We start from the raw sequence: 18,074 nt of genomic DNA on the forward strand, positions 1-18,074 counted from the left end.
AGTCCGATTGATGTCCATCGGGCGTCAAATTACTTGATTGCCGCACTTCATACGAATAATGTATTTAGTTGACTACGGGTCGCCCCGAAATGGGGTGACCGTCCGGTTCCGGCGGTGCGTTCGCACCGCCGGAACCGGACTTCAGCCTTTGATCCCGCCGGCGGTCAGACCGCTGACGATCCGTCGCTGAAAGATCAGAACAACGATGACCAGCGGAATCGTGACGATCACACCGGCGGCCATGGTCTGGGTGTACGGGACGATGTGCGGACCGGCGGTGAAGTTGACGATCGCCACCGTGGACGGAGCCACTGCCGTGTCTCCCTTGGAAAGTACGCTGGAGAGCAGGTACTCGTTCCAGGAGGCCAGGAACACCAGGATCGCCGTGGTGAACATGGCCGGAGCCGCCAACGGAATGATCACCTTCCGGAACGCCTGAAGCGGCGTGCAGCCGTCGACTTTCGCTGCCTCCTCAAGTTCCCAGGGCATGTCGGCGAAGAAGCTGGTAAGGGTGTAGACCGCCAGCGGAAGGGCGAACGAGACCTGCGGCAGGATCAGGCCGTGGTAGGTGCCCAGCCAGCCGAAATCGCCGAACAGCTGGAACAGCGGGGTCAGAATGGCCACGCCCGGGAACATGGACGCACCCAGAATGGCTGCGAGGACGATGGACTTCCCCCGGAAGACCAGGCGGGACAAGGCGTATCCGGCGAACACCGCGATCACCATCGACAGGACTGTGACCGAGACACTGATGATCAGGCTGTTGACCAGCGACCGGCCGAACGCGTTGAACTCCGTGTCGAAGGCGTAGCGAAAGTTGTCCATGGTCACATCGGTGAACCACGGTGTGTTGTCGAAGGTGTTGGCATTGTCCCGGAAAGCCAGCACCAGCATCCAGTAGAACGGGGCCAGACACCAGAAGACGATCGCAGCGATCGCTACCAGATTGCCGATCCGGCCCCAGTCGTAACCCTTCTTGTAGGTGACGATCGGGCGCGACTCGCGGGGGGCTTCGGCTGTCTCCACGGCTGCAGTGCTCATCGCGTACCCCTGTCGACGATGTTGGCGTTGAACAGGCGCACCAGCGCCAGAGCAATCGCAAAGATCAGGACGAACGTGATGGTAGAGAGTGCGGCTGCCGAATTAAGTTTACTGGCAAGCTCTTTGACCACCAATATGGATATCGTCTGGGTACCGTTCGAGCCCTGGGTGAGCACCCACGGCAGGTCGTACATCCGCAGGACGTCCAGCGCCCGGAAGATCACTGCCACCGCCAGCGCCGGTTTGACCAGCGGCAGGGTGATCCGCCAGAACCGCTGCCAGGCGTTCGCCCCGTCCACCTTGGCCGACTCGTAGACCTCGCTGCTGATGCCCTGCAGCCCGGCCAGGATCAGCAGGGCGATGAACGGCGTGGTCTTCCAGACATCGGCGATCACGATCGCCATCCGGGCCGGGCCGGCCTCCGATGTCCAGGCGAAACTGGTTCCCAGAACGTTGTTCAGCACGCCCTGCGGGTCGAAGATGACCACCCAGAGCTTCGCGATCACGGCGGTCGGCACCGCCCACGGAATCAGCACCGCCACGCGGACCAGCGAGCGGCCGCGGAACGCCTGGTGCATCATCAGGGCGAACAGCATGCCGATGATGACCTCGATGATCACCGTGACCACGGTGAAGCCCAGAGTCACCCAGACCGAGTCCCAGAACTGAGATCCGAGATTTCCGGCCGGGCAGCTCTCGGTTCCGCCACCGACCGCGTTACAGCGCTGGAGGATCCAGTGCGCGTAGTTGGCGGTCCCGTTCCAGTCGTTGCCCTCGTTGAACAGCCCGGTGGAGTCGTCCAGACCCGGGTCGGTGAGGAACGACTTGTAAATGGCGTTGAGAACCGGATAGCCGACGATCAGCGCCAGCATGATCATGGTGGGACCGAGCAGGTACAACGCCATCCGGCCGTCGCCCGAGTGCAGACCACCGTTCCTACCGCTGCGCTTTCGCCGATTCTTCCGCCCGCGTGCAGCGTTCTCCGCGATCGGTTCGGAGACAATGCTCATCAGCTGCTCCTGAATACTTGTGCCACGGGCTCAGACGTCCCGCCGGGCCCGGAGGACGACACCGGCCGGAACGTGATACGCAACTGCAGGCAGGTATCACGAAGCCCTGATCGTGATACCTGCCCGATGATGCAGAAGCGACGGTCCGATCAGCCCCCGGCAGCAGCCGAATTGATCGATGCAGCCATGTCCTTCAGAGCGTCCGCAGTGCTCGACTTACCCTGCAGGGCAGCGTAGGCATTGGTCTGGATCGCCTGGGTAACCGCCGGGTAGAACGGCGTGACCGGGCGGGGAACCGCGGTACTGATGCTCTCCTTGAGGGTGGCCAGATAGCCGAATTCCTCATTCAGTTCAGCGTCGTCGTAGAGCGAGGCGATGACCGGTGCCTTGGCTCCCTTGACCAGGCTGTTGCGCTGGATCTCTTCCGACTGCAGGAATTTCAGGAAGTCCAGAGCACTGGCCTGGTTCTTGGAATATGCACTGATCGCTGCGCTGTGCCCGCCCAGGGTTGAGGCACCCCCGCCCTCCGGGCCGGGCAGCGGAGCCACCCCGAACTTGCCCTTGACCTTAGAGTCCCCGCTCAACTGGGCATAGGCGTACGGCCAGTTACGCAGATACATCAGGTCACCGGCGGCGAACGCGTTCAGGCTCTCGGTCTCCTTGAAGCCGAGGGCCTCCTTGGGGATGTACCCATCCTTGAACCCGTTCACGAGGAAGTCGAGCCCGCTGGCAGCCTGGGCGGAGTCGACCGCCGCGCTCTTGCCGTCCTCACTCACGATGGTGCCGCCGGCTGCGTTGATAGCCTCCGAGGCATTCACCGTCAGACCCTCGTAGGAGGCGAGCTGACCTGCGTAGCAGCCCGGCTTGGAGCCGGTGATCGTTCCGCTGGTGGTCTTGCCCTCGCACGAGGTGATCAGTTCCTCCCAGGTCTTGGGAGCCTCCTTCACCAGGTCCGTACGGTAGTAGAGCAGACCGCCGTCGGAGTCGTAAGGGGCGGCATACTGCGTACCGTTGTAGGTGGCGGCCTCAACCGTGGCCGGGATCAGCGTGCCCTGGTCGATGGCGAGATCGCCCTTGAGCGGGACGATCCAGCCCTTGGCCGCGAACTCGGCGGTCCAGACCACATCGACGGTGACTACGTCGTAGTCCGGGTCCTTCGCCTGAAAATGCTGCTGCAAATCGGAAAGCTGCTGGTCGGCAGCATCAGACTGCTGCTTGATGGTGACCTGCTCGTCGGGGTGGGCCTTGTTCCACTCCTCGGCGACGAACGGCATGATGCCGCTCAGATCCTTACCGGTGACGAATGTGAATGGCCCTCGGCCAGTATTGGTCTCGCCTGCGGAGTCGCTGTCGCTGCCGCCCCCACAGGCGCTCAGCACCAGAACAGAACTTAGAACACCCGCAAGGGCAGCGGCACCTTTGCCTCGCATGACCTGCGTCCTTTCCGTCGGGACCGGACCTGTCGATTCGTTTCGACTATTTCAGGGAAGTTAAGACCTCCCTGACCAGCTGTCAACGGAGGTAAACCTACTGCGATCCACCATTTATTGATGAGCGTTCAGCTAACTTCTGGTGATCACTGCAGGTACCGCCGTTGCTGGGACGTAGAACTCCCCGGATGATGATCGGTAGTTGGGTTGGGCCCACATGAGCCCCGAAGATTCAGTTCCCCCTGGAAGAGCAATTGGCGCGCCGGGGCAGCGTCACCGTCCAGTCGGCGCAGCAGAAGATCCACTGCGGCCTGCCCGATCTGGACCGCCGAAGGGCCGACCGTGCTCATCGGCGGCGTGGTCAGCTCGGCCACGTGCGGTGCCATGTCGATGCAGATCACCGAAAGGTCTTCGGGAATCCGGCGGCCGTTCTCGGCCGCGGCCCGCATCAGGCCGGGAACCACGTGTTCACTGAAAACCACGATGGCCGAAACTTGTGGATCCGCACCGGCCAATGCCGCAAATGCAGTTCTGCCCCCTTCCACCGATTCTTCGGCCGCCACCGGAATCATGGTGGCCCCGACCCTCCCGGCTGCCTCTTCGAGCTCTTTGCCCAGTCGGGCCCCGTCTCCCCCTTCCACCTCGGACATCGCATCGACGAATCCCAGTTTCCGGTGCCCCAGTTCGCTCAGGTGTTCCACCGCCAGCCGGGCCGAGTGGGCGAAATCCGTTGCGATGTAGTCCAGCCCGTCCGGCTCGGCGTTGTGCCCGATCATCGCGAACGGCACCTCGGCCCGGGCCAGCACCTGAATCCGCGGATCGTCCGGGCGCACATCCAGCACCAGCACCCCGTCGACCAGCCCCTGGCCGGCGAACTGGGCCAGGTCGTCGGCGGCCTCCACCCCGGCGGTCCAGAGCATCAGGTGATAACCCCGCTCCTGGGCATGATCGGAGGCACCCAGGATGTATTCGAGGGCGCTCAGGCGTGGGCTGGCGGTCTGGGCCGGCAGCAGCAGCGCGATGATCCGGCTGCGCTTGCTCTTCAGCCCCCGGGCGAACGCGTTCGGGGTGTAGCCCAGGTCGAGCATGGCCTGCTCGATCCGCTCCCGGGTGGACAGCGAGATCGGCCGGGTCCCGGAAAGGGCGTACGACACGGTGCTGACCGACACGCCCGCCAGACGAGCGACATCCGCCATCGTTGCCACAGCGCACCTCATCTCCGAAAGGCGTCGACGCTGACCGCACCTTCGTTTCGCCGATGTTACGGCGAACAGTTCAGCGCCGGTAGGTGTCCGGGCGCCGAGCCTCGATCTCGCCCAGCGTCCCCTTCAGCCGGGCCAGCGCCTTCGGTCTGCTGGTGGGGGCGGTGGGCTGCAGCAGGGCGGGTGGAACATCGATCAGCGAGCCGTCTTTCAGCACCACCCGGATGGACTCCGAACCCTTGATGCCGGACGCGATCTCGATCCGGTCGATCTGCGGCCAGGGCGCCCAGCGCTCGCGCAGCAGGTAGCGCACGGCCACGCCCTCGTCGTCGACCTCGAGGTACATCCGCAGGCAGCCCATGGCCACGGCGAAGAGCCCGACGGCGACCGCCCCGAGAATGCCCCGGGCGGTGGACGGCACGTCGAGATAGATGGCGACGAAGGCACAGACACAGACCGCCAGCATCACCAGCGCCACCAGTTGCACCGGGATGCGTCTGAGCAGGGGCGGCAGTGCAGCCGGGCCGGAGTCCGGCTCGGGACGGTCATCGGCAGCGTCGACCACGGCCCCACCTTACGGCCATCCGGGCGCCTTTGATCAAGACCGCGGTCAAATCCCTTTACAGCTGGGGGTTGTCGTCTTCCTCGGAGTGGCCGTGGCGCGGCTTGGGCACTGCGCCCTCGCGGTCGGCGGCCGAGGTCGCCCGGCGGGCCTTCTCCGAGCCCGAGCGCAGACCGGCAAGCATCGAACGGACGTGGGTGGCTCGCTGCGGGGTTGTCTCACCGGAGTTGGCCGCCAGGCTCGAGCGGCTGGCGCTGACCATGGGGATCGGCCCGGACGCGGCGTGCCGGGACTGCGGTCGGGTGGGCAGCGGGGTGGACTGGCCGAAGGGATCAGCGGACGCGGCCTGCTCGGTTTCGGCCTCGGGGGCAGTAGCGGGGGTGGCCTGGGTGGGGATCGGCGGGTGATCGAGCTGGCCGCTGCCCCGCTCGTGGCCGACCTCGGCGCGGCCCGGCTCGATGCCGCCTGCTTCGCTGCCGCTTGCCTCGTTGCTACCGGGCTCGTTGCTGCTTGCTTCGTTGCTGTCGGGCCCGTTGCTGCCAGGCCCGTTGCTGCCTGCCTGGTTGCTGCCGGGCTGGTTGCTGCCAGGCTGGATGCCTTCGGCCTGGTTCTGGTGGTGCGGATCGTCGAGGGGGCCCGCCTGGGCCGGGATGCCGAACCCCTGCTCCGCCTCGCGCGCCTGGCGGCTGAGCGCCCGTTCCAGCGGAGAGATCTCGTGCGGGTAGGGCGCTTTCTGTGCCTGAGTAGGGTCGTTCTGCCCGGGAGTCGGCGTCCGCCATGCTGCGGACCGACGCGACCGCTTCGGCAGGGCCTGCGCCGCTGCCGACTGGTCGGTCGGTGCCTGATTGCCAGGTGCCGGAGTGGTCGGCGCCTGGTCCGCGGGTGCCTGGTTGATCGGTGCCTGGTTGATCGGTGCCTGGTTGATCGGCGCCTGACCAGGCGAAACTTGGCCGGCGGACTCGCGCTCCAAGAACTCCCGGACCCAAGGCGCCTGACCAGGAACACTAGGAGCCGAGGCCTGGGCCGGCGGGTGCTCAGGGTCCGTGGCAAATTCTTCGGATTTCTGGGCCACTTGGGCAGCCGCTTGGGCACCGGCCCGCATCGCTGCCGCAGACTCGGCCTCGGTGGCCTTGCGACGGCGGCGCAGCTCGGCCCGCGTGGGGAAGTGCTTCGGGGCCGGCGCCTGAGCCTCGTCGGAATGGTGCAGGTGAGGGGGATGGCTCAGCGGATCGGCCGAAGACTCGACCGACGTGGCACCGTCCTCGAGGATCCCGTCCTCGAAGGCTCTGCCCTCGAAAGCCCTGCCCTCGAAGGCGTTGAACCCGGGCCCGTCCAGCAGTGGATCAGACTGGGCGACCGGCTCGGTCCAGGACTGGTGGTGCAACGATTCGCCGAACGGCTGCTCATCCGGCCACGACACGCCAGTCACCGGTTCACTGGCTATGGGTTCCCCGGCCACCGGTTCACCGATTCCACCGAGCCCGAGTGGGTCAGGCCCGTACAGGTCGGGCGCATACCGATCGGACCCTGACCCGTCCGACAACGATCCGTCCGGCAGGAATCCGTCCGAAAGGGATCCGTATCCGTCCGGCAGGGATCCGTCCGGGAAGAATCCCTCGGAAAGCGGTCCATCGAGCGGCTGTCCATCTGGCACCGATGCGTCCGGCCGGAATCCGCCCGGGAGGAGCTCCTCGGGGATTGGCCCATCCAGTCGCGGCCCATCGAACTCGGGCCCGTCTAGCCGACGTCCGCCGAACGCAGGTCCACCAGCCATCGGGGCACTTGCCTCTGGAGCATCCGGCCCCCGTTCACCAGCCGAGGCAGACTCGGGCTCCACTTCGGTCCACGGTCGGCCAGGCGATCTCTCAGCCCAAGATTCCGCCGGGGAAACATCGGCCCACGACTGGCCTGGCAAGGCCTCAACCGAAGGCTGTCCCTGCGCCTCGAGCCACGAATGGTCCGGCGTTTCGGACCACGGCTGATCTTGCGAGGGCTGGCCCAGCGATTGCTCAGCCGAAGGCCGGTCTTGCGCGTCAGGCCACGACTGCTCCGGCGTTTCGGCCTGCGGCCGGTTCGGCGACGGCTCGCCCCAGGGCTGACCCTGCGGTTCCTCCGCCAGCTGCTGGTCAGACGACACACCGGGCCACGGCTGCTCCGGCACAACCACATCCGGCGACTGAACCTGCGGCGTCCCAGACCAAGGCTGCTCCTCGGACCCCGGTTGCTCCTGCGAGGAAGGGCCCGAAGGGTGCTCGGTCGGCAACTGGTCCTCAGACCACGACTGCTCCGGCGCCGCCAGGTCCGGCGACTGGCCTTGCGGCATCCCGAGCCAAGACTGTTGCTCCGACGCCTCGGCCCACGACTGGCTCTGAACCTCGGCCCCAGACGGATCCTGCGTCTCCAACCCAGCAGCACCAGTAGCCGGTTCACCTGCCGACATCGACGGGCTCTCAGCTCCCGCGGCCCACAACTGTTCCTCCGACGACCCCACGGGCGGGTGCCCTTGCGGCAGGTCCGGATCAGGCTTCAGCCCGCCGGGCATCGGGTCTCGACCGAAGACCATCGGCGCGTCAGACGAAGCGAACTGCGCAGCCCCAGCCGGTCCGGTGGGGGTAGGCAGTTGCAGCGGGGGTAGAGCGCCTGACCTTTGGGCAGGTACGGGCTCGATGGGGTTGAAGAAGGTCTGGGACTTACCGTCTCGGCGGGCCTGCTTGGGTATGGCCGGAGCAGACTCGTCGGGCGTCAGGGGAGCATTGGCGCCGAACGGTTCGTCCAGCGACAGCGGGGTAGAGGCACCGGTCGGGGCAGACAGAGCACCCGGTTGTTCCGGCATGAAGCCCGACTCCGAGGAGGACATGGCGCCAGCCGCGGCGAAGGCCGGCCACTGGGTTTCCGCCGACGGAACATCGGCGTACCCCTGCAGGCCGGCGTACTCGGGCAGGTCCGTGTGATCGCCGTAGTGCGCGAACTCCGGACCACTCGCAAAGGTGCCCGGTGCGGCGTCCATTGCTTGGTACTGACCCTGACGGATCGGCTCGGCCGCACTCGCCCCGAACACGCTGCGCGGCAGGTCGATGTTCACGCAGACCCCGCCGGAGGCAGACCGCGCCATCTCGATCGTGCAGGGAACCTGCCGCGCCAGTTTGCCAGCCACGAAGAGGCCTAGGTCGAGCGAGCCGATCTCATCCCCGACCGGGCCTTCCGGGTCACGCAGGCGCTGGTTGGCCAATTCCAGATCAGCGTCCGAGAAGCCCGGGCCGGAGTCCTCGATCCGGATCAGTACCCCGTCCGTCCCCGGTTCCGTGTAGACCTGCACACCGCTGGCCGGGAACGCGTAGCTCGTCGCGTTCTCCAGCAGCTCGGCCAGGAGGTGCGTGAGCGGCGGTACCAGTTCAGCCCGCACGGTCTGCTCGGCACCCGGCACGGTGGTGATCCGGGAGCCGTTCTCCACCTCGTTCGCCGCGGTCGCGATCACATCGGCCAGGAGCATCGGCGCCCGCATCTGCCGTTCTGGGTCTTCCCCGGCGATCACCAGCAGGGATTCGCCGTTGCGGCGGATCTGCACCGCCAACTCGCCCAGCCGCCGAACCGCCGCCTGGGAATCGGAGGCGCCCACAACGTCCATTGGTATTTGGTCCAAAGAAGCGATCTGCCGCCCGACGAGATTCAGCCCCCGGCGGGTCGACGTGGCCACCAGTACGGCCGGCAGCTCGTTCCCCGACCGAACCGGCTCCTGGACAGGACTTTGCGGTACGTACGGCATCGACTCGTCAGGGATCAGCGGAGGCTGGATCTGGATCAGCGTGGGGCGCCGGGGTTCGGTCTGCGGCGTCAGGTTCTCCCGCAGTAGACCCGGACCGACCCTCAGCGTGATCAGAGTCAGCACTACGCAGAGACCGAAGACGGCGCGCAGCGCCACGCGGGTGGCGCTCTCGTCGGCGATCAGCGAGCCGACGGCACAGACCGCGGCGAGCAGGACGATGGGCAGCGCGAGCAGACCTAGCAGCCGGCGTTCACCTGAGGGGGGCACCGAAAGGGTCTCGGCGCTCCGGCGGCGCAGATTGAGCGGCATTCGATCACGGATTGCATTCGGCTGATCACCGCCACGCCGGGGATCTCCGGTACCCAGGCTCCCCGATCGGGAGGCTTCTCGGCCGTATCGTCCTATTCCATGAAGGCCGTGGTCATCACCGAGTTCGGCGATCCCGACGTGCTCCGCCTCCAGGAGGTGCCGGATCCCACCGTACGGGCCGGCGAGGTACTGATCGACGTCGCCGCCGCCGGGGTGAACCGGGCCGACCTGCTGCAGCGGGCCGGTCACTACCCGCCGCCCCCGGAGAGCCCGGAATGGCCGGGGATGGAGGTCAGCGGCACGATCAGCGCGGTCGGGGCCGACGTCGATCACTGGACGCCCGGCGATCGGGTCTGCGCGCTGCTCAGCGGCGGTGGCTATGCCGAGCGGGTCGTGGTGCCGCAGGGTCAGGTGCTGCCGGTGCCCAAGGGGGTCGACCTGGTCGACGCCGCGGCCCTGCCCGAGGTCACGGCCACGGTCTGGAGCAACGTCTTCATGGCGGCCGGGCTACGGCCCAACGAGGTGCTGCTGGTGCACGGCGGGTCGAGCGGGATCGGCACGATGGCGATTCAGCTGGCCCAGCAGATCGGGGCACGGGTGGCGGTGACCTGCGGCTCGTCGGACAAGCTGGAGCGCTGCCGCGAACTGGGCGCCGACATCCTGATCAACTACCGCGAGCAGGACTTCGTCGAGGCGCTGAAAGAGGCCACCGACGGGCACGGCGCCGACGTCGTGCTGGACAACATGGGCGCCTCGTACCTGGCCCGCAACCTGGCCGCCCTGGCCTACGGCGGCCGGATCGTGGTGATCGGCATGCAGGGCGGGGCGAAGACCGAGATCAACCTGAACCACCTGATGAGCCGCCGGGCCGCACTGATCGCCACCACGCTGCGGGCCCGGCCCGCGGCCGAGAAGGAGACGATCATGGCCAGTGTGGGGCAGCACGTGTGGCCGCTGCTCAGCTCGGGCCTGGTGAAACCGGTGATCCACGCGCGTCTGCCGCTGGAGGAAGCCGCTCAGGCGCACCGGATGATGGCGGGGTCGCAGCACATCGGCAAGATTGTGCTGACCACCTGAGCAAGGCGTCACCGGCCGGCTGCACGCCCGCACCAGGAGGCCCGGATGGAATCACGTTCCGTGCAGATTTTTGAAACCTGAAACGGGCCTCCTGCGGGCATGACTCTCGTCACTTCACGCAAAGTCATGCCTCTTCATCGGCCGAGCGGCTGATCCACAGCAGATCCGAGCGGCGGAGATCGGGCTTCGCGGACGGCGAACGCCTCGCGTGGGGCCCCGCGGCAGGGCACGATGGAGCCATGAACAGCCAGCCGCACCCGTCTGCCGATTCAGGGGACGTAACCGACATGTCCGGTTCCCCGGCGGAGTCTCAGTCCGAAGGTGTGGAGGAGCGCGTCGTCGTGGTCACCCCCGAGGGGATGGCGGTGACCGGCCCGAGCGACAGCGAGACCAATCCGGCCAACCAGATCGAGCAGCCCGCCAAGGTCATGCGGATCGGCAGCATGATCAAGCAGTTGCTGGAGGAGGTCCGCAACGCACCGCTGGACGAGGCCGGGCGGGTCCGCCTGGCCGCCATCCACGAGCGATCGCTGAAGGAGCTGGAGGACGGCCTGGCCCCCGAGCTGGTCGAGGAACTGCACTCGATCGTGCTGCCGTTCAACGGCGACTCCACCCCGACCGACGCCGAGCTGCGGATCGCCCAGGCCCAGCTCGTCGGCTGGCTGGAGGGCCTGTTCCACGGCATCCAGACCGTGCTGTTCGCCCAGCAGATGGCGGCCCGGACCCAGCTGGAGCAGATGCGCCGGGCCCTGCCGGGCGGTGGCGGGGCGATGGCACCGGGCGGTGAAGGACTGACGGGTGCGCCGCAGGCCCGTCCGGGCGGCACCGGCCAGTACCTGTAATCAAGGAGCGGCAGACAGGAGACGAAGACTCACCGTGGGGATGCTCGACTGGATCCGGACGCCGGTGATCGGCCCGGGCCCCCTCGGCAACGGCGTCTGGCGTCGCGTTCACGATCGGTTTGCGCGGGCCGTACGCCGGTACCGAGCGGTCATTGATGTCGTACCCTCGCGACCGGTTCGGGCCGAGCTGGCCGAGATCGCCGAAGACCTCGACGAAATCCTGGAACTGGTCCGCGAGGCGTGCGCCCATGCCCAGGCAGTGGCGCCGAGCGAAGGCCCGGACGTGCCGGTCGGCCCGGGCGACGTCTACCTGGACGTGCACCGCCGGCTGGCCCGGGCGGCAACCCTGTGTGCCCGGGCCTCCGAGTCGGCCATGATGACGCGGGTCGCGGTGCGGATGAAAGACGCGGACAGCGTGCGCGACCACATCGACGCGGCGCGGCGCACGGTGAAGCAGGTCCGCGAAATGGTCGAGGGCGCAGTGATCTGAAGGGCCCCAATTGAGGACGGGTCAGCGCCACTCCCAGCGAAAAGCCAGATCCGGAGCCTGCATCCAGAAGTCACTACGCAACGTACACCCGGGTCATCGAGTACCAGGTGTACACATTCTCGATTCAAGGGTGCCGCTCGGATAGGCAGTATTTGGGAATTCACTGCCGTAGCGAGAAGGTGCCCCCGACGTCGGCTGACATGGCTGGTGGGGCCCACACAGGCCGGAGTTGGTGATCGTCAGCGTCCGGTGGAGCCACTTTCGGGTCCCAGGCCCCCTCGTAGCGGTTTTCTATGTGAGGCCAACCGAACCCGGGCAGACGGCGCCACGGGTGCCCCGCAGTAGGCAAAGATCCGCAGGACAGGTCAGGCGGCGGCCATGGAGACGGCGTGCAGGCCGACGGTGCCGGACGACGACAGGGCGGGGCGGCCGGCCAGTTCGGTCTGGGAGAGCGCGGTGAAGCCGATGGCGCGGGGCTGGGCGGCCAGTTCGGCCAGGCGCTCGGTCTCCAGCTCGAAGCGGACCTCGGACAGCAGGTCGATCATGTCCAGGCCCAGTGCCTCACAGATCGAGGCGAGCAGTTCGGACGAGGCCTCCTTGCGGCCACGCTCCACCTCGGACAGGTAGGGCACCGACACCCGGGCGGTCTCGGCCACGTCTTTCAGGGTGCGACCCTGGCCGAGGCGGATCCGGCGCAGAACGGTCCCGATCAGGCCTCGCAGCAGCATGGCACTCTCCCTCAGCGACTGTGCCCAAGACTACGGCGCCCCACCGACAAGATTGAGCCCTGGGCGGGACCGGGGCGGCAACTCTGCTCACAGCAGATCGCCCGGGCCACCGACCGACCGAGGCGGGCGGGCCGGCGTCCTCAATGAAAAGCATCTGCCCGCAGCGAATCTCCCACCAGCCGAATCGCTGGAACCCGCCCCCGGAGACGGCCGACGGTAGAGGCATGAGCGAAACCATCAGTGTCCCCGGCGCCGACCAGGTGCTGTCCCGCCTGCTGAACGAGCGCATCCTGCTGCTCGGCTCCGAGGTGCGCGACGAGAACGCCAACCAGCTCTGCTCGGCCATGCTGCTGCTGGCCGCCCAGGACCCGGACAAGGACATCTCGCTGTACATCAACTCGCCCGGCGGAGCCGTCGACGCGGGCATGGCCATCTACGACACCATGCAGTTCATCAGCTGCGACGTCTCCACCGTGGTGATGGGGATGGCCGCCTCGATGGGCCAGTTCCTGCTCACCGCCGGTGCCCAGGGCAAGCGCTTCGCGCTGCCGCGGGCCCGGGTGATGATGCATCAGCCGCTCGGCGGGATCGGCGGTTCGGCCACCGACATCCGGATCCAGGCCGAGCAGATGCTGCGGATGAAGGAGCAGATCGCCCGGCTCACCGCCGAGCACTCCGGGCAGCCGATGGAGAAGATCCAGGCCGACTCCGACCGGGACCGCTGGTTCACCGCCGCCGAGGCCGCCGAGTACGGCCTGGTCGACCGGGTGCTGACCAGCGTCCCGCTTGCCCCGGTTCAGCCCTGATCGCCGGTCACCGGTCAGCGCCTCACAGCAAATAGGTCCCGGCCGCCCGTCGCATCGGTGACCTGCCTCACTTAATATCGGCGGCATGTCCTCGCTGAAGCGGATCGGAGCGCTGGCGGCTGCCCAGGAGCATTTCCTGGCGGCCCCGACCTCGCCGCTGCCGGGCGACCTGGTCCGCCCGGTCGTGGCCGAGAGCTGGAAGCGCTCGGTGGCGCTGGGCGTGGACCCGCAGACCGAGGCCGCGCCGCTGGACATGAGCGAGAGTGACCTGGCCCAGTACCGGGCCAATCATCCGCTGGCGGCGATGATGCCGCTGATCCGGCGGCTGCTCACCGAGGACGCGGACGAGGCCGGGCACATCGTGGCGGTCGGCGACGCGCTCGGCCGGCTGCTCTGGGTGGAGGGGCACCACCGGCTGCGCAGCCGGGCCGAGCAGATGCACTTCGTGGAGGGCTCGCTGTGGAGCGAGCGGGCCACCGGCACCAACGCCCCCGGCACCGCGCTGGCGCTGGGCAAGGCGGTGGGGATCAGCGCGGGCGAGCACTTCGGCCTGGGCGCGCGGACCTGGAGCTGCGTGGCCGCACCGGTGTACCACCCGCTGACCGGTGACCTGCTCGGCGTGATCGACCTGACCGGGGAGGCCGACGTGGCCGGGCCGCGCACCCTGGCCCTGGTGCGGGCCTGCGCCGCGGCGGTCGAGGCCGGGCTGCAGCTGCAGAGCTGGCCCAGCAAGCAGTTCGGTGCGCCGGCCCCCAGCACCGTCATGCCTCCGCCGCGCAACCCCGGAGCCCGGTTGCGGCTGCTGGGCCCGGAGGCGGGCAGCCTGGAGGTGGAAGGCCGGACGGTGAATCTGTCGCGGCGGCACACCGAACTGGTCTGGCTGCTGGCCAGCGCCCCGAACGGGCTCTCGGCCCAGGCCCTGGACGTGGCCCTGCACGATGAGGGCGAACACCTGATCACGGTGCGGGCCGAGATCAACCGGCTGAGACGGGTTCTCGGCCCCAGCTTGCTCTCGTCCCGGCCGTACCGGCTGAATGTTCCGGTGCGCACCGATGTTTCCCAGGTTCGCCGGGCGCTCGCCGAAGGCCGGCTGGAGCAGGCGATGGAGCAGTTCACCGGCAGTCCGCTGCCCGGCTCCGACGCACCCGGGATTCGCTCGATGACGGATGAATTCGTCTGCGAGGTAAGAGAAGCCGTGCTCGCCGGCGGGCAGGTCGCGGTGTTGGAGCACTGGGTCAGCCTGAGCGAGGGCAGCGAGGACGCCGCCGCCTGGCAGGCCCTGGTCGATGCGCTACCGGCCAACTCCCCCCGGCAGGCCCTGGCCCGCGCCCGACTCACCCGCCTGCTCTGAGAACGCCTGCTCCGAGAACCCAGGAATTAGCCCTTCCGACGTAAAACCCGGCTGACAACGTCGGGCCGCAACGTAGCTGCAACCTTCCCCGAAATAACGTCGGGCGCAGCTTCGGTCCACCGTCGGGCCGAAATGAGTCGGAGGTTTTCCATGGCTGTCTTCCCAGCGCCCGGCCAGCCGGGCAGCCCCACCACTTTCGCCTCCCGCTACGACAACTGGATCGGTGGCCGCCGCGTCGCCCCGGTCAAGGGCCAGTACTTCGAGAACCCCAGCCCGGTCACCGGAAAGACGTTCACCGAGGTCGCCCGGGGCACCGCCGAGGACATCGAGCTGGCCCTGGACGCCGCGCACGCCGCCGCCCCGGCCTGGGGCAAGACCTCCCCGGCGGAGCGGGCCAACATCCTGAACAAGATCGCCGACCGGATGGAGCAGAACCTCGAGTCGCTCGCCGTCGCCGAGTCCTGGGACAACGGCAAGCCGGTCCGGGAGTCCCTGGCCGCCGACCTGCCCCTGGCGATCGACCACTTCCGGTACTTCGCCGGAGCGATCCGGGCCCAGGAGGGCTCGATCAGCCAGCTCGACGACGACACCGTGGCCTACCACTTCCACGAGCCGCTGGGCGTGGTCGGCCAGATCATCCCCTGGAACTTCCCGCTGCTGATGGGGGTCTGGAAGCTGGCCCCGGCGCTGGCCGCCGGTAACGCCGTGGTGCTCAAGCCGGCCGAGCAGACCCCGGCCTCGATCATGCACTGGATCGACCTGGTCGGAGACCTGCTGCCGGACGGTGTGGTCAACATCGTCAACGGTTTCGGGGTGGAGGCGGGCAAGCCGCTGGCCTCCAGCAGCCGGATCAGCAAGATCGCCTTCACCGGGGAGACCACCACCGGCCGGCTGATCATGCAGTACGCCAGCCAGAACATCATCCCGGTGACCCTGGAGCTGGGCGGCAAGAGCCCGAACATCTTCTTCGAGGACGTCGCCGCGCAGAACGATGCCTTCTACGACAAGTCGCTCGAGGGCTTCACCATGTTCGCGCTGAACAACGGCGAGGTCTGCACCTGTCCCTCGCGGGCGCTGATCCAGAGCTCGATCTACGACCAGTTCCTGGCCGACGGCACCGCCCGGACCGAGGCGATCGTGGCCGGCAACCCGCTGGACACCGACACCATGATCGGTGCTCAGGCCAGCAACGACCAGCTGGAGAAGATCCTTTCGTACTTCGAGATCGGCAAGGCCGAGGGCGCCCGCCTGGTCACCGGCGGCGAGCGGGCCGACCTGGGCGGCGAGCTGTCCGGCGGCTACTACGTCAAGCCGACGATCTTCGAGGGCGACAACGCGATGCGGATCTTCCAGGAGGAGATCTTCGGCCCGGTGGTCTCGGTGACCAAGTTCGACAGCCAGGACGAGGCGATGAAGATCGCCAACGACACGCTGTACGGCCTCGGCGCCGGGGTCTGGTCGCGCGATATCAACACCGCCTACCGATTCGGCCGGGGCATCCAGGCCGGGCGGGTGTGGACGAACAACTACCACGCCTATCCGGCAGCCGCGGCGTTCGGCGGTTACAAGGGCTCGGGCATCGGCCGGGAGAACCACAAGATGATGCTGGACCACTACCAGCAGACCAAGAACATGCTGGTCAGCTACTCGCCGAACAAGCTCGGCTTCTTCTGATCGACAGTCGCTCCCCCGAACGCGCGCTCCCGGCTGGGCGGGGGCGCAGGGCCGCACAACTCCGGTGAGCGTGCCCGCTGCGGGTAGCCCCGCCGGTCGCCCCAAACTGCCGACGCACACAGGCGGATTGGGGTGGCCGGCGGCGGCTTCCGCGGTGAGACTCAGATGGGAGGTGGTCAACCGTGACCGAGGTCGAGGCCGAACTGGCCGACGAGGTGAAGGATGACCCGTACACCAGGGTGGCCTTCACCCCGGCGGCGGTCGAGATGCTGCGCAAGTTGCGCGCGCAGCACGGGCCGCTGATGTTCCACCAGTCCGGCGGCTGCTGCGACGGTAGTTCGCCGATGTGTTACCCCCTGGGCGATTTCCTCACCGGCGACAGCGATGTGCTCCTGGCCGAGCTGCCGCTGGCCGTCGAATCAGGCGAGCCGGAGGAGAAAGTACCGGTCTGGATGTCGCGCAACCAGTTCGAGTACTGGAAGCACACGCATCTGACGATCGACGTGGTTCCCGGCCGGGGAGCGGGTTTTTCGCTCGAGGCGCCGGAGGGTGTGCGGTTCCTGATCCGCTCCCGATTGCTGACCGACGAGGAGTCGAGCGCTCTGAACCACTGAGAAACCGAACTGGGGACGTGCGTGCGCTCGTCGGGCACGGACGTCCCCCATTTGGTTCGTGGTCCGGCAGTTCCCCCAAAGGCTGCGCAGACTCTCCCGATCTGGCCTGCTGGAACGGCGCTCTCCACTCGGCATGATGGCGAGGTCACAGCTGCTCGAGGTTCGCAGGGTGACTTTGGGTCCGAACGGGAGGATGTGAGGGCGGGGTGGACGAGCGCGACCAGGTGAGCCGGCTGAGAGAGGGCCGCTCCAAGGAAGCCGGCGAAGTGCATCTGCAACACCGTGACCGGCTCGAGCTCATCCCCCGGCAGCATCCGGTCCCCCGGGTCCGGGTGGGCATCGTGGACGATCACCGGCTGATGCTCGACGGGCTCAGTACCTGGCTGACCACCAGGGCCGAGGACCTGGACGTGGTGATCGCGGTCACCGAGTTCCGGGAACTGGTGCGGCACCCGCAGTTTCCGGTCGACGTGGTGCTGCTGGACATCGATCTGGGCGACGACGTGCCGGCCGGGGCCAAGATCGTCGAGCTGTCCGCGGCCGGGGTTGCCGTGGTGGTGGTCAGCACGTTCTCCGACCCACGCCGGGTGCGGGAGTGCGTCTCGGCGGGTGCCCTGGGGTACGTGCCCAAGAGCGAGAACGCCGACGAGATGGCCCATGCCGTGCGCGCGGCCGCTCGGGGCGAAGGGCACGTGACCCCGGCCTTGGCGGCGATGCTGGTGGCCGACGAGCACGGTGAGCCCGGACCGGCCCTGAGCCCGCAGGAACGCCGGGCACTGGTGCTGTACGCCTCCGGCCTTCCGCTGAAAACCGTTGCCCGGCAGCTGGACATCTCGGTGGAAACGGCCAAGACCTACCTCACCCGGGTCCGCGAGAAGTACGCGCACGCCGGACGCGAGGCCCGTACCAAGATCGCCCTGCACCGGCGTGCGGTGGAGGACGGTCTGCTGCACGAGGCACAGGGCCGCAACGACGACTAGTCCCCGGAAAACGGGGCATGCAAACCGGTCGGTAGCCGCCTAGCGTGGGTTATGGCCGGGACGCCGCGGGGGGTGTCCGGCGAGGCGAGGACCGGGCCCTGCGGATCCGGCTCGGTCCGAGAGCCTCGGCGCCGGGCGGCGCCGCGAAGGTTTTCGCGCCCGCCCGGCGTCTCTCCGACCCAGCTGAGGTGACCA

At 67.8% G+C, this 18,074-nt stretch carries 15 protein-coding genes; 8 read left to right on the plus strand and 7 right to left on the minus strand.

All coding sequences use genetic code 11. From position 1 onward, the window contains the following. Positions 1 to 141: 141 nt before the first annotated feature. The 6 genes from LR394_RS27195 to LR394_RS27220 form a co-directional block, all read right to left on the minus strand. Positions 142 to 1,041, minus strand: a complete 900-nt coding sequence (locus LR394_RS27195; protein WP_231447268.1) for a carbohydrate ABC transporter permease — start codon at positions 1,039 to 1,041, stop codon at positions 142 to 144. After that, entirely contained in the window at positions 1,038 to 2,051 is a 1,014-nt protein-coding gene (locus tag LR394_RS27200) for a carbohydrate ABC transporter permease (protein ID WP_231447270.1), read from the minus strand. The genes LR394_RS27195 and LR394_RS27200 overlap by 4 nt, the downstream gene beginning before the upstream one ends. 149 nt (positions 2,052 to 2,200) lie before the next feature. Further along, a complete protein-coding gene (locus tag LR394_RS27205) occupies positions 2,201 to 3,481 on the minus strand; it encodes an ABC transporter substrate-binding protein (protein WP_269329855.1) in 1,281 nt (426 codons plus the stop codon). Positions 3,482 to 3,627: 146 nt separating this feature from the next. Next, positions 3,628 to 4,677, minus strand: coding sequence for a LacI family DNA-binding transcriptional regulator (locus tag LR394_RS27210; RefSeq protein WP_231447274.1), 1,050 nt, complete (start codon positions 4,675 to 4,677; stop codon positions 3,628 to 3,630). Between the two features lie 79 nt (positions 4,678 to 4,756). Next, positions 4,757 to 5,248 carry a PH domain-containing protein gene (locus tag LR394_RS43250; protein WP_231447276.1) on the minus strand — a complete coding sequence of 164 codons (492 nt, stop codon included), beginning with the start codon at positions 5,246 to 5,248 and terminating at the stop codon, positions 4,757 to 4,759. A 55-nt stretch (positions 5,249 to 5,303) separates the two neighbouring features. Next, positions 5,304 to 9,317, minus strand: a complete 4,014-nt coding sequence (locus LR394_RS27220; RefSeq protein WP_231447278.1) for an ATP-binding protein — start codon at positions 9,315 to 9,317, stop codon at positions 5,304 to 5,306. A gap of 99 nt (positions 9,318 to 9,416) precedes the next feature. On the opposite strand from LR394_RS27220, the gene LR394_RS27225 reads away from it, so the two are divergent. The 3 genes from LR394_RS27225 (at position 9,417) to LR394_RS27235 (ending at position 11,726) form a co-directional block, all read left to right on the plus strand. Further along, the gene (locus LR394_RS27225) at positions 9,417 to 10,394 is read left to right on the plus strand and encodes an NAD(P)H-quinone oxidoreductase (protein ID WP_231447280.1); all 978 of its coding nucleotides are present in this window, start codon (positions 9,417 to 9,419) and stop codon (positions 10,392 to 10,394) included. A 287-nt stretch (positions 10,395 to 10,681) separates the two neighbouring features. Continuing rightward, the gene (locus LR394_RS27230; RefSeq protein WP_407937138.1) at positions 10,682 to 11,236 is read left to right on the plus strand and encodes a bacterial proteasome activator family protein; all 555 of its coding nucleotides are present in this window, start codon (positions 10,682 to 10,684) and stop codon (positions 11,234 to 11,236) included. A 34-nt stretch (positions 11,237 to 11,270) separates the two neighbouring features. After that, positions 11,271 to 11,726: a hypothetical protein gene (locus LR394_RS27235; protein ID WP_231447282.1), complete on the plus strand. Its 456-nt coding sequence runs from the start codon at positions 11,271 to 11,273 to the stop codon at positions 11,724 to 11,726. A gap of 365 nt (positions 11,727 to 12,091) precedes the next feature. On the opposite strand, the gene LR394_RS27240 is transcribed toward LR394_RS27235, so the two are convergent. Continuing rightward, a complete protein-coding gene (locus LR394_RS27240) occupies positions 12,092 to 12,454 on the minus strand; it encodes a helix-turn-helix domain-containing protein (protein WP_231447284.1) in 363 nt (120 codons plus the stop codon). A gap of 224 nt (positions 12,455 to 12,678) precedes the next feature. Between LR394_RS27240 and LR394_RS27245 the strand changes: the two genes are divergently transcribed. From LR394_RS27245 to LR394_RS27265, 5 genes are all read left to right on the plus strand, one after another. After that, positions 12,679 to 13,260: an ATP-dependent Clp protease proteolytic subunit gene (locus tag LR394_RS27245; RefSeq protein ID WP_231447286.1), complete on the plus strand. Its 582-nt coding sequence runs from the start codon at positions 12,679 to 12,681 to the stop codon at positions 13,258 to 13,260. 85 nt (positions 13,261 to 13,345) lie between these two features. Further along, positions 13,346 to 14,611 carry a helix-turn-helix domain-containing protein gene (locus LR394_RS27250; protein WP_231447288.1) on the plus strand — a complete coding sequence of 422 codons (1,266 nt, stop codon included), beginning with the start codon at positions 13,346 to 13,348 and terminating at the stop codon, positions 14,609 to 14,611. A 150-nt stretch (positions 14,612 to 14,761) separates the two neighbouring features. Then, positions 14,762 to 16,285 carry an aldehyde dehydrogenase gene (gene adh, locus LR394_RS27255; protein WP_269329857.1) on the plus strand — a complete coding sequence of 508 codons (1,524 nt, stop codon included), beginning with the start codon at positions 14,762 to 14,764 and terminating at the stop codon, positions 16,283 to 16,285. A gap of 266 nt (positions 16,286 to 16,551) precedes the next feature. Further along, positions 16,552 to 16,899, plus strand: a complete 348-nt coding sequence (locus LR394_RS27260) for a DUF779 domain-containing protein (protein ID WP_269329883.1) — start codon at positions 16,552 to 16,554, stop codon at positions 16,897 to 16,899. Between the two features lie 206 nt (positions 16,900 to 17,105). After that, the gene (locus tag LR394_RS27265; protein WP_231447292.1) at positions 17,106 to 17,879 is read left to right on the plus strand and encodes a response regulator transcription factor; all 774 of its coding nucleotides are present in this window, start codon (positions 17,106 to 17,108) and stop codon (positions 17,877 to 17,879) included. The last annotated feature ends 195 nt before the right edge of the window (positions 17,880 to 18,074 follow it).

This window comes from Kineosporia babensis (assembly GCF_021129305.1).
Classification (GTDB): domain Bacteria; phylum Actinomycetota; class Actinomycetes; order Actinomycetales; family Kineosporiaceae; genus Kineosporia; species Kineosporia babensis.

Bases quoted from the DNA above. Each gene is read 5' to 3' on its own strand.
- LR394_RS27195 (WP_231447268.1), bottom strand. From the start codon at position 1,041: ATGAGCACTGCAGCCGTGGAGACAGCCGAAGCCCCCCGCGAGTCGCGC.
- LR394_RS27200 (WP_231447270.1), bottom strand. From the start codon at position 2,051: ATGAGCATTGTCTCCGAACCGATCGCGGAGAACGCTGCACGCGGGCGG.
- LR394_RS27205 (WP_269329855.1), bottom strand. From the start codon at position 3,481: ATGCGAGGCAAAGGTGCCGCTGCCCTTGCGGGTGTTCTAAGTTCTGTT.
- LR394_RS27210 (WP_231447274.1), bottom strand. From the start codon at position 4,677: ATGGCGGATGTCGCTCGTCTGGCGGGCGTGTCGGTCAGCACCGTGTCG.
- LR394_RS27220 (WP_231447278.1), bottom strand. From the start codon at position 9,317: ATGCCGCTCAATCTGCGCCGCCGGAGCGCCGAGACCCTTTCGGTGCCC.
- LR394_RS27225 (WP_231447280.1), top strand. From the start codon at position 9,417: ATGAAGGCCGTGGTCATCACCGAGTTCGGCGATCCCGACGTGCTCCGC.
- LR394_RS27230 (WP_407937138.1), top strand. From the start codon at position 10,682: ATGTCCGGTTCCCCGGCGGAGTCTCAGTCCGAAGGTGTGGAGGAGCGC.
- LR394_RS27240 (WP_231447284.1), bottom strand. From the start codon at position 12,454: ATGCTGCTGCGAGGCCTGATCGGGACCGTTCTGCGCCGGATCCGCCTC.
- LR394_RS27245 (WP_231447286.1), top strand. From the start codon at position 12,679: ATGAGCGAAACCATCAGTGTCCCCGGCGCCGACCAGGTGCTGTCCCGC.
- LR394_RS27250 (WP_231447288.1), top strand. From the start codon at position 13,346: ATGTCCTCGCTGAAGCGGATCGGAGCGCTGGCGGCTGCCCAGGAGCAT.
- adh (WP_269329857.1), top strand. From the start codon at position 14,762: ATGGCTGTCTTCCCAGCGCCCGGCCAGCCGGGCAGCCCCACCACTTTC.
- LR394_RS27260 (WP_269329883.1), top strand. From the start codon at position 16,552: ATGCTGCGCAAGTTGCGCGCGCAGCACGGGCCGCTGATGTTCCACCAG.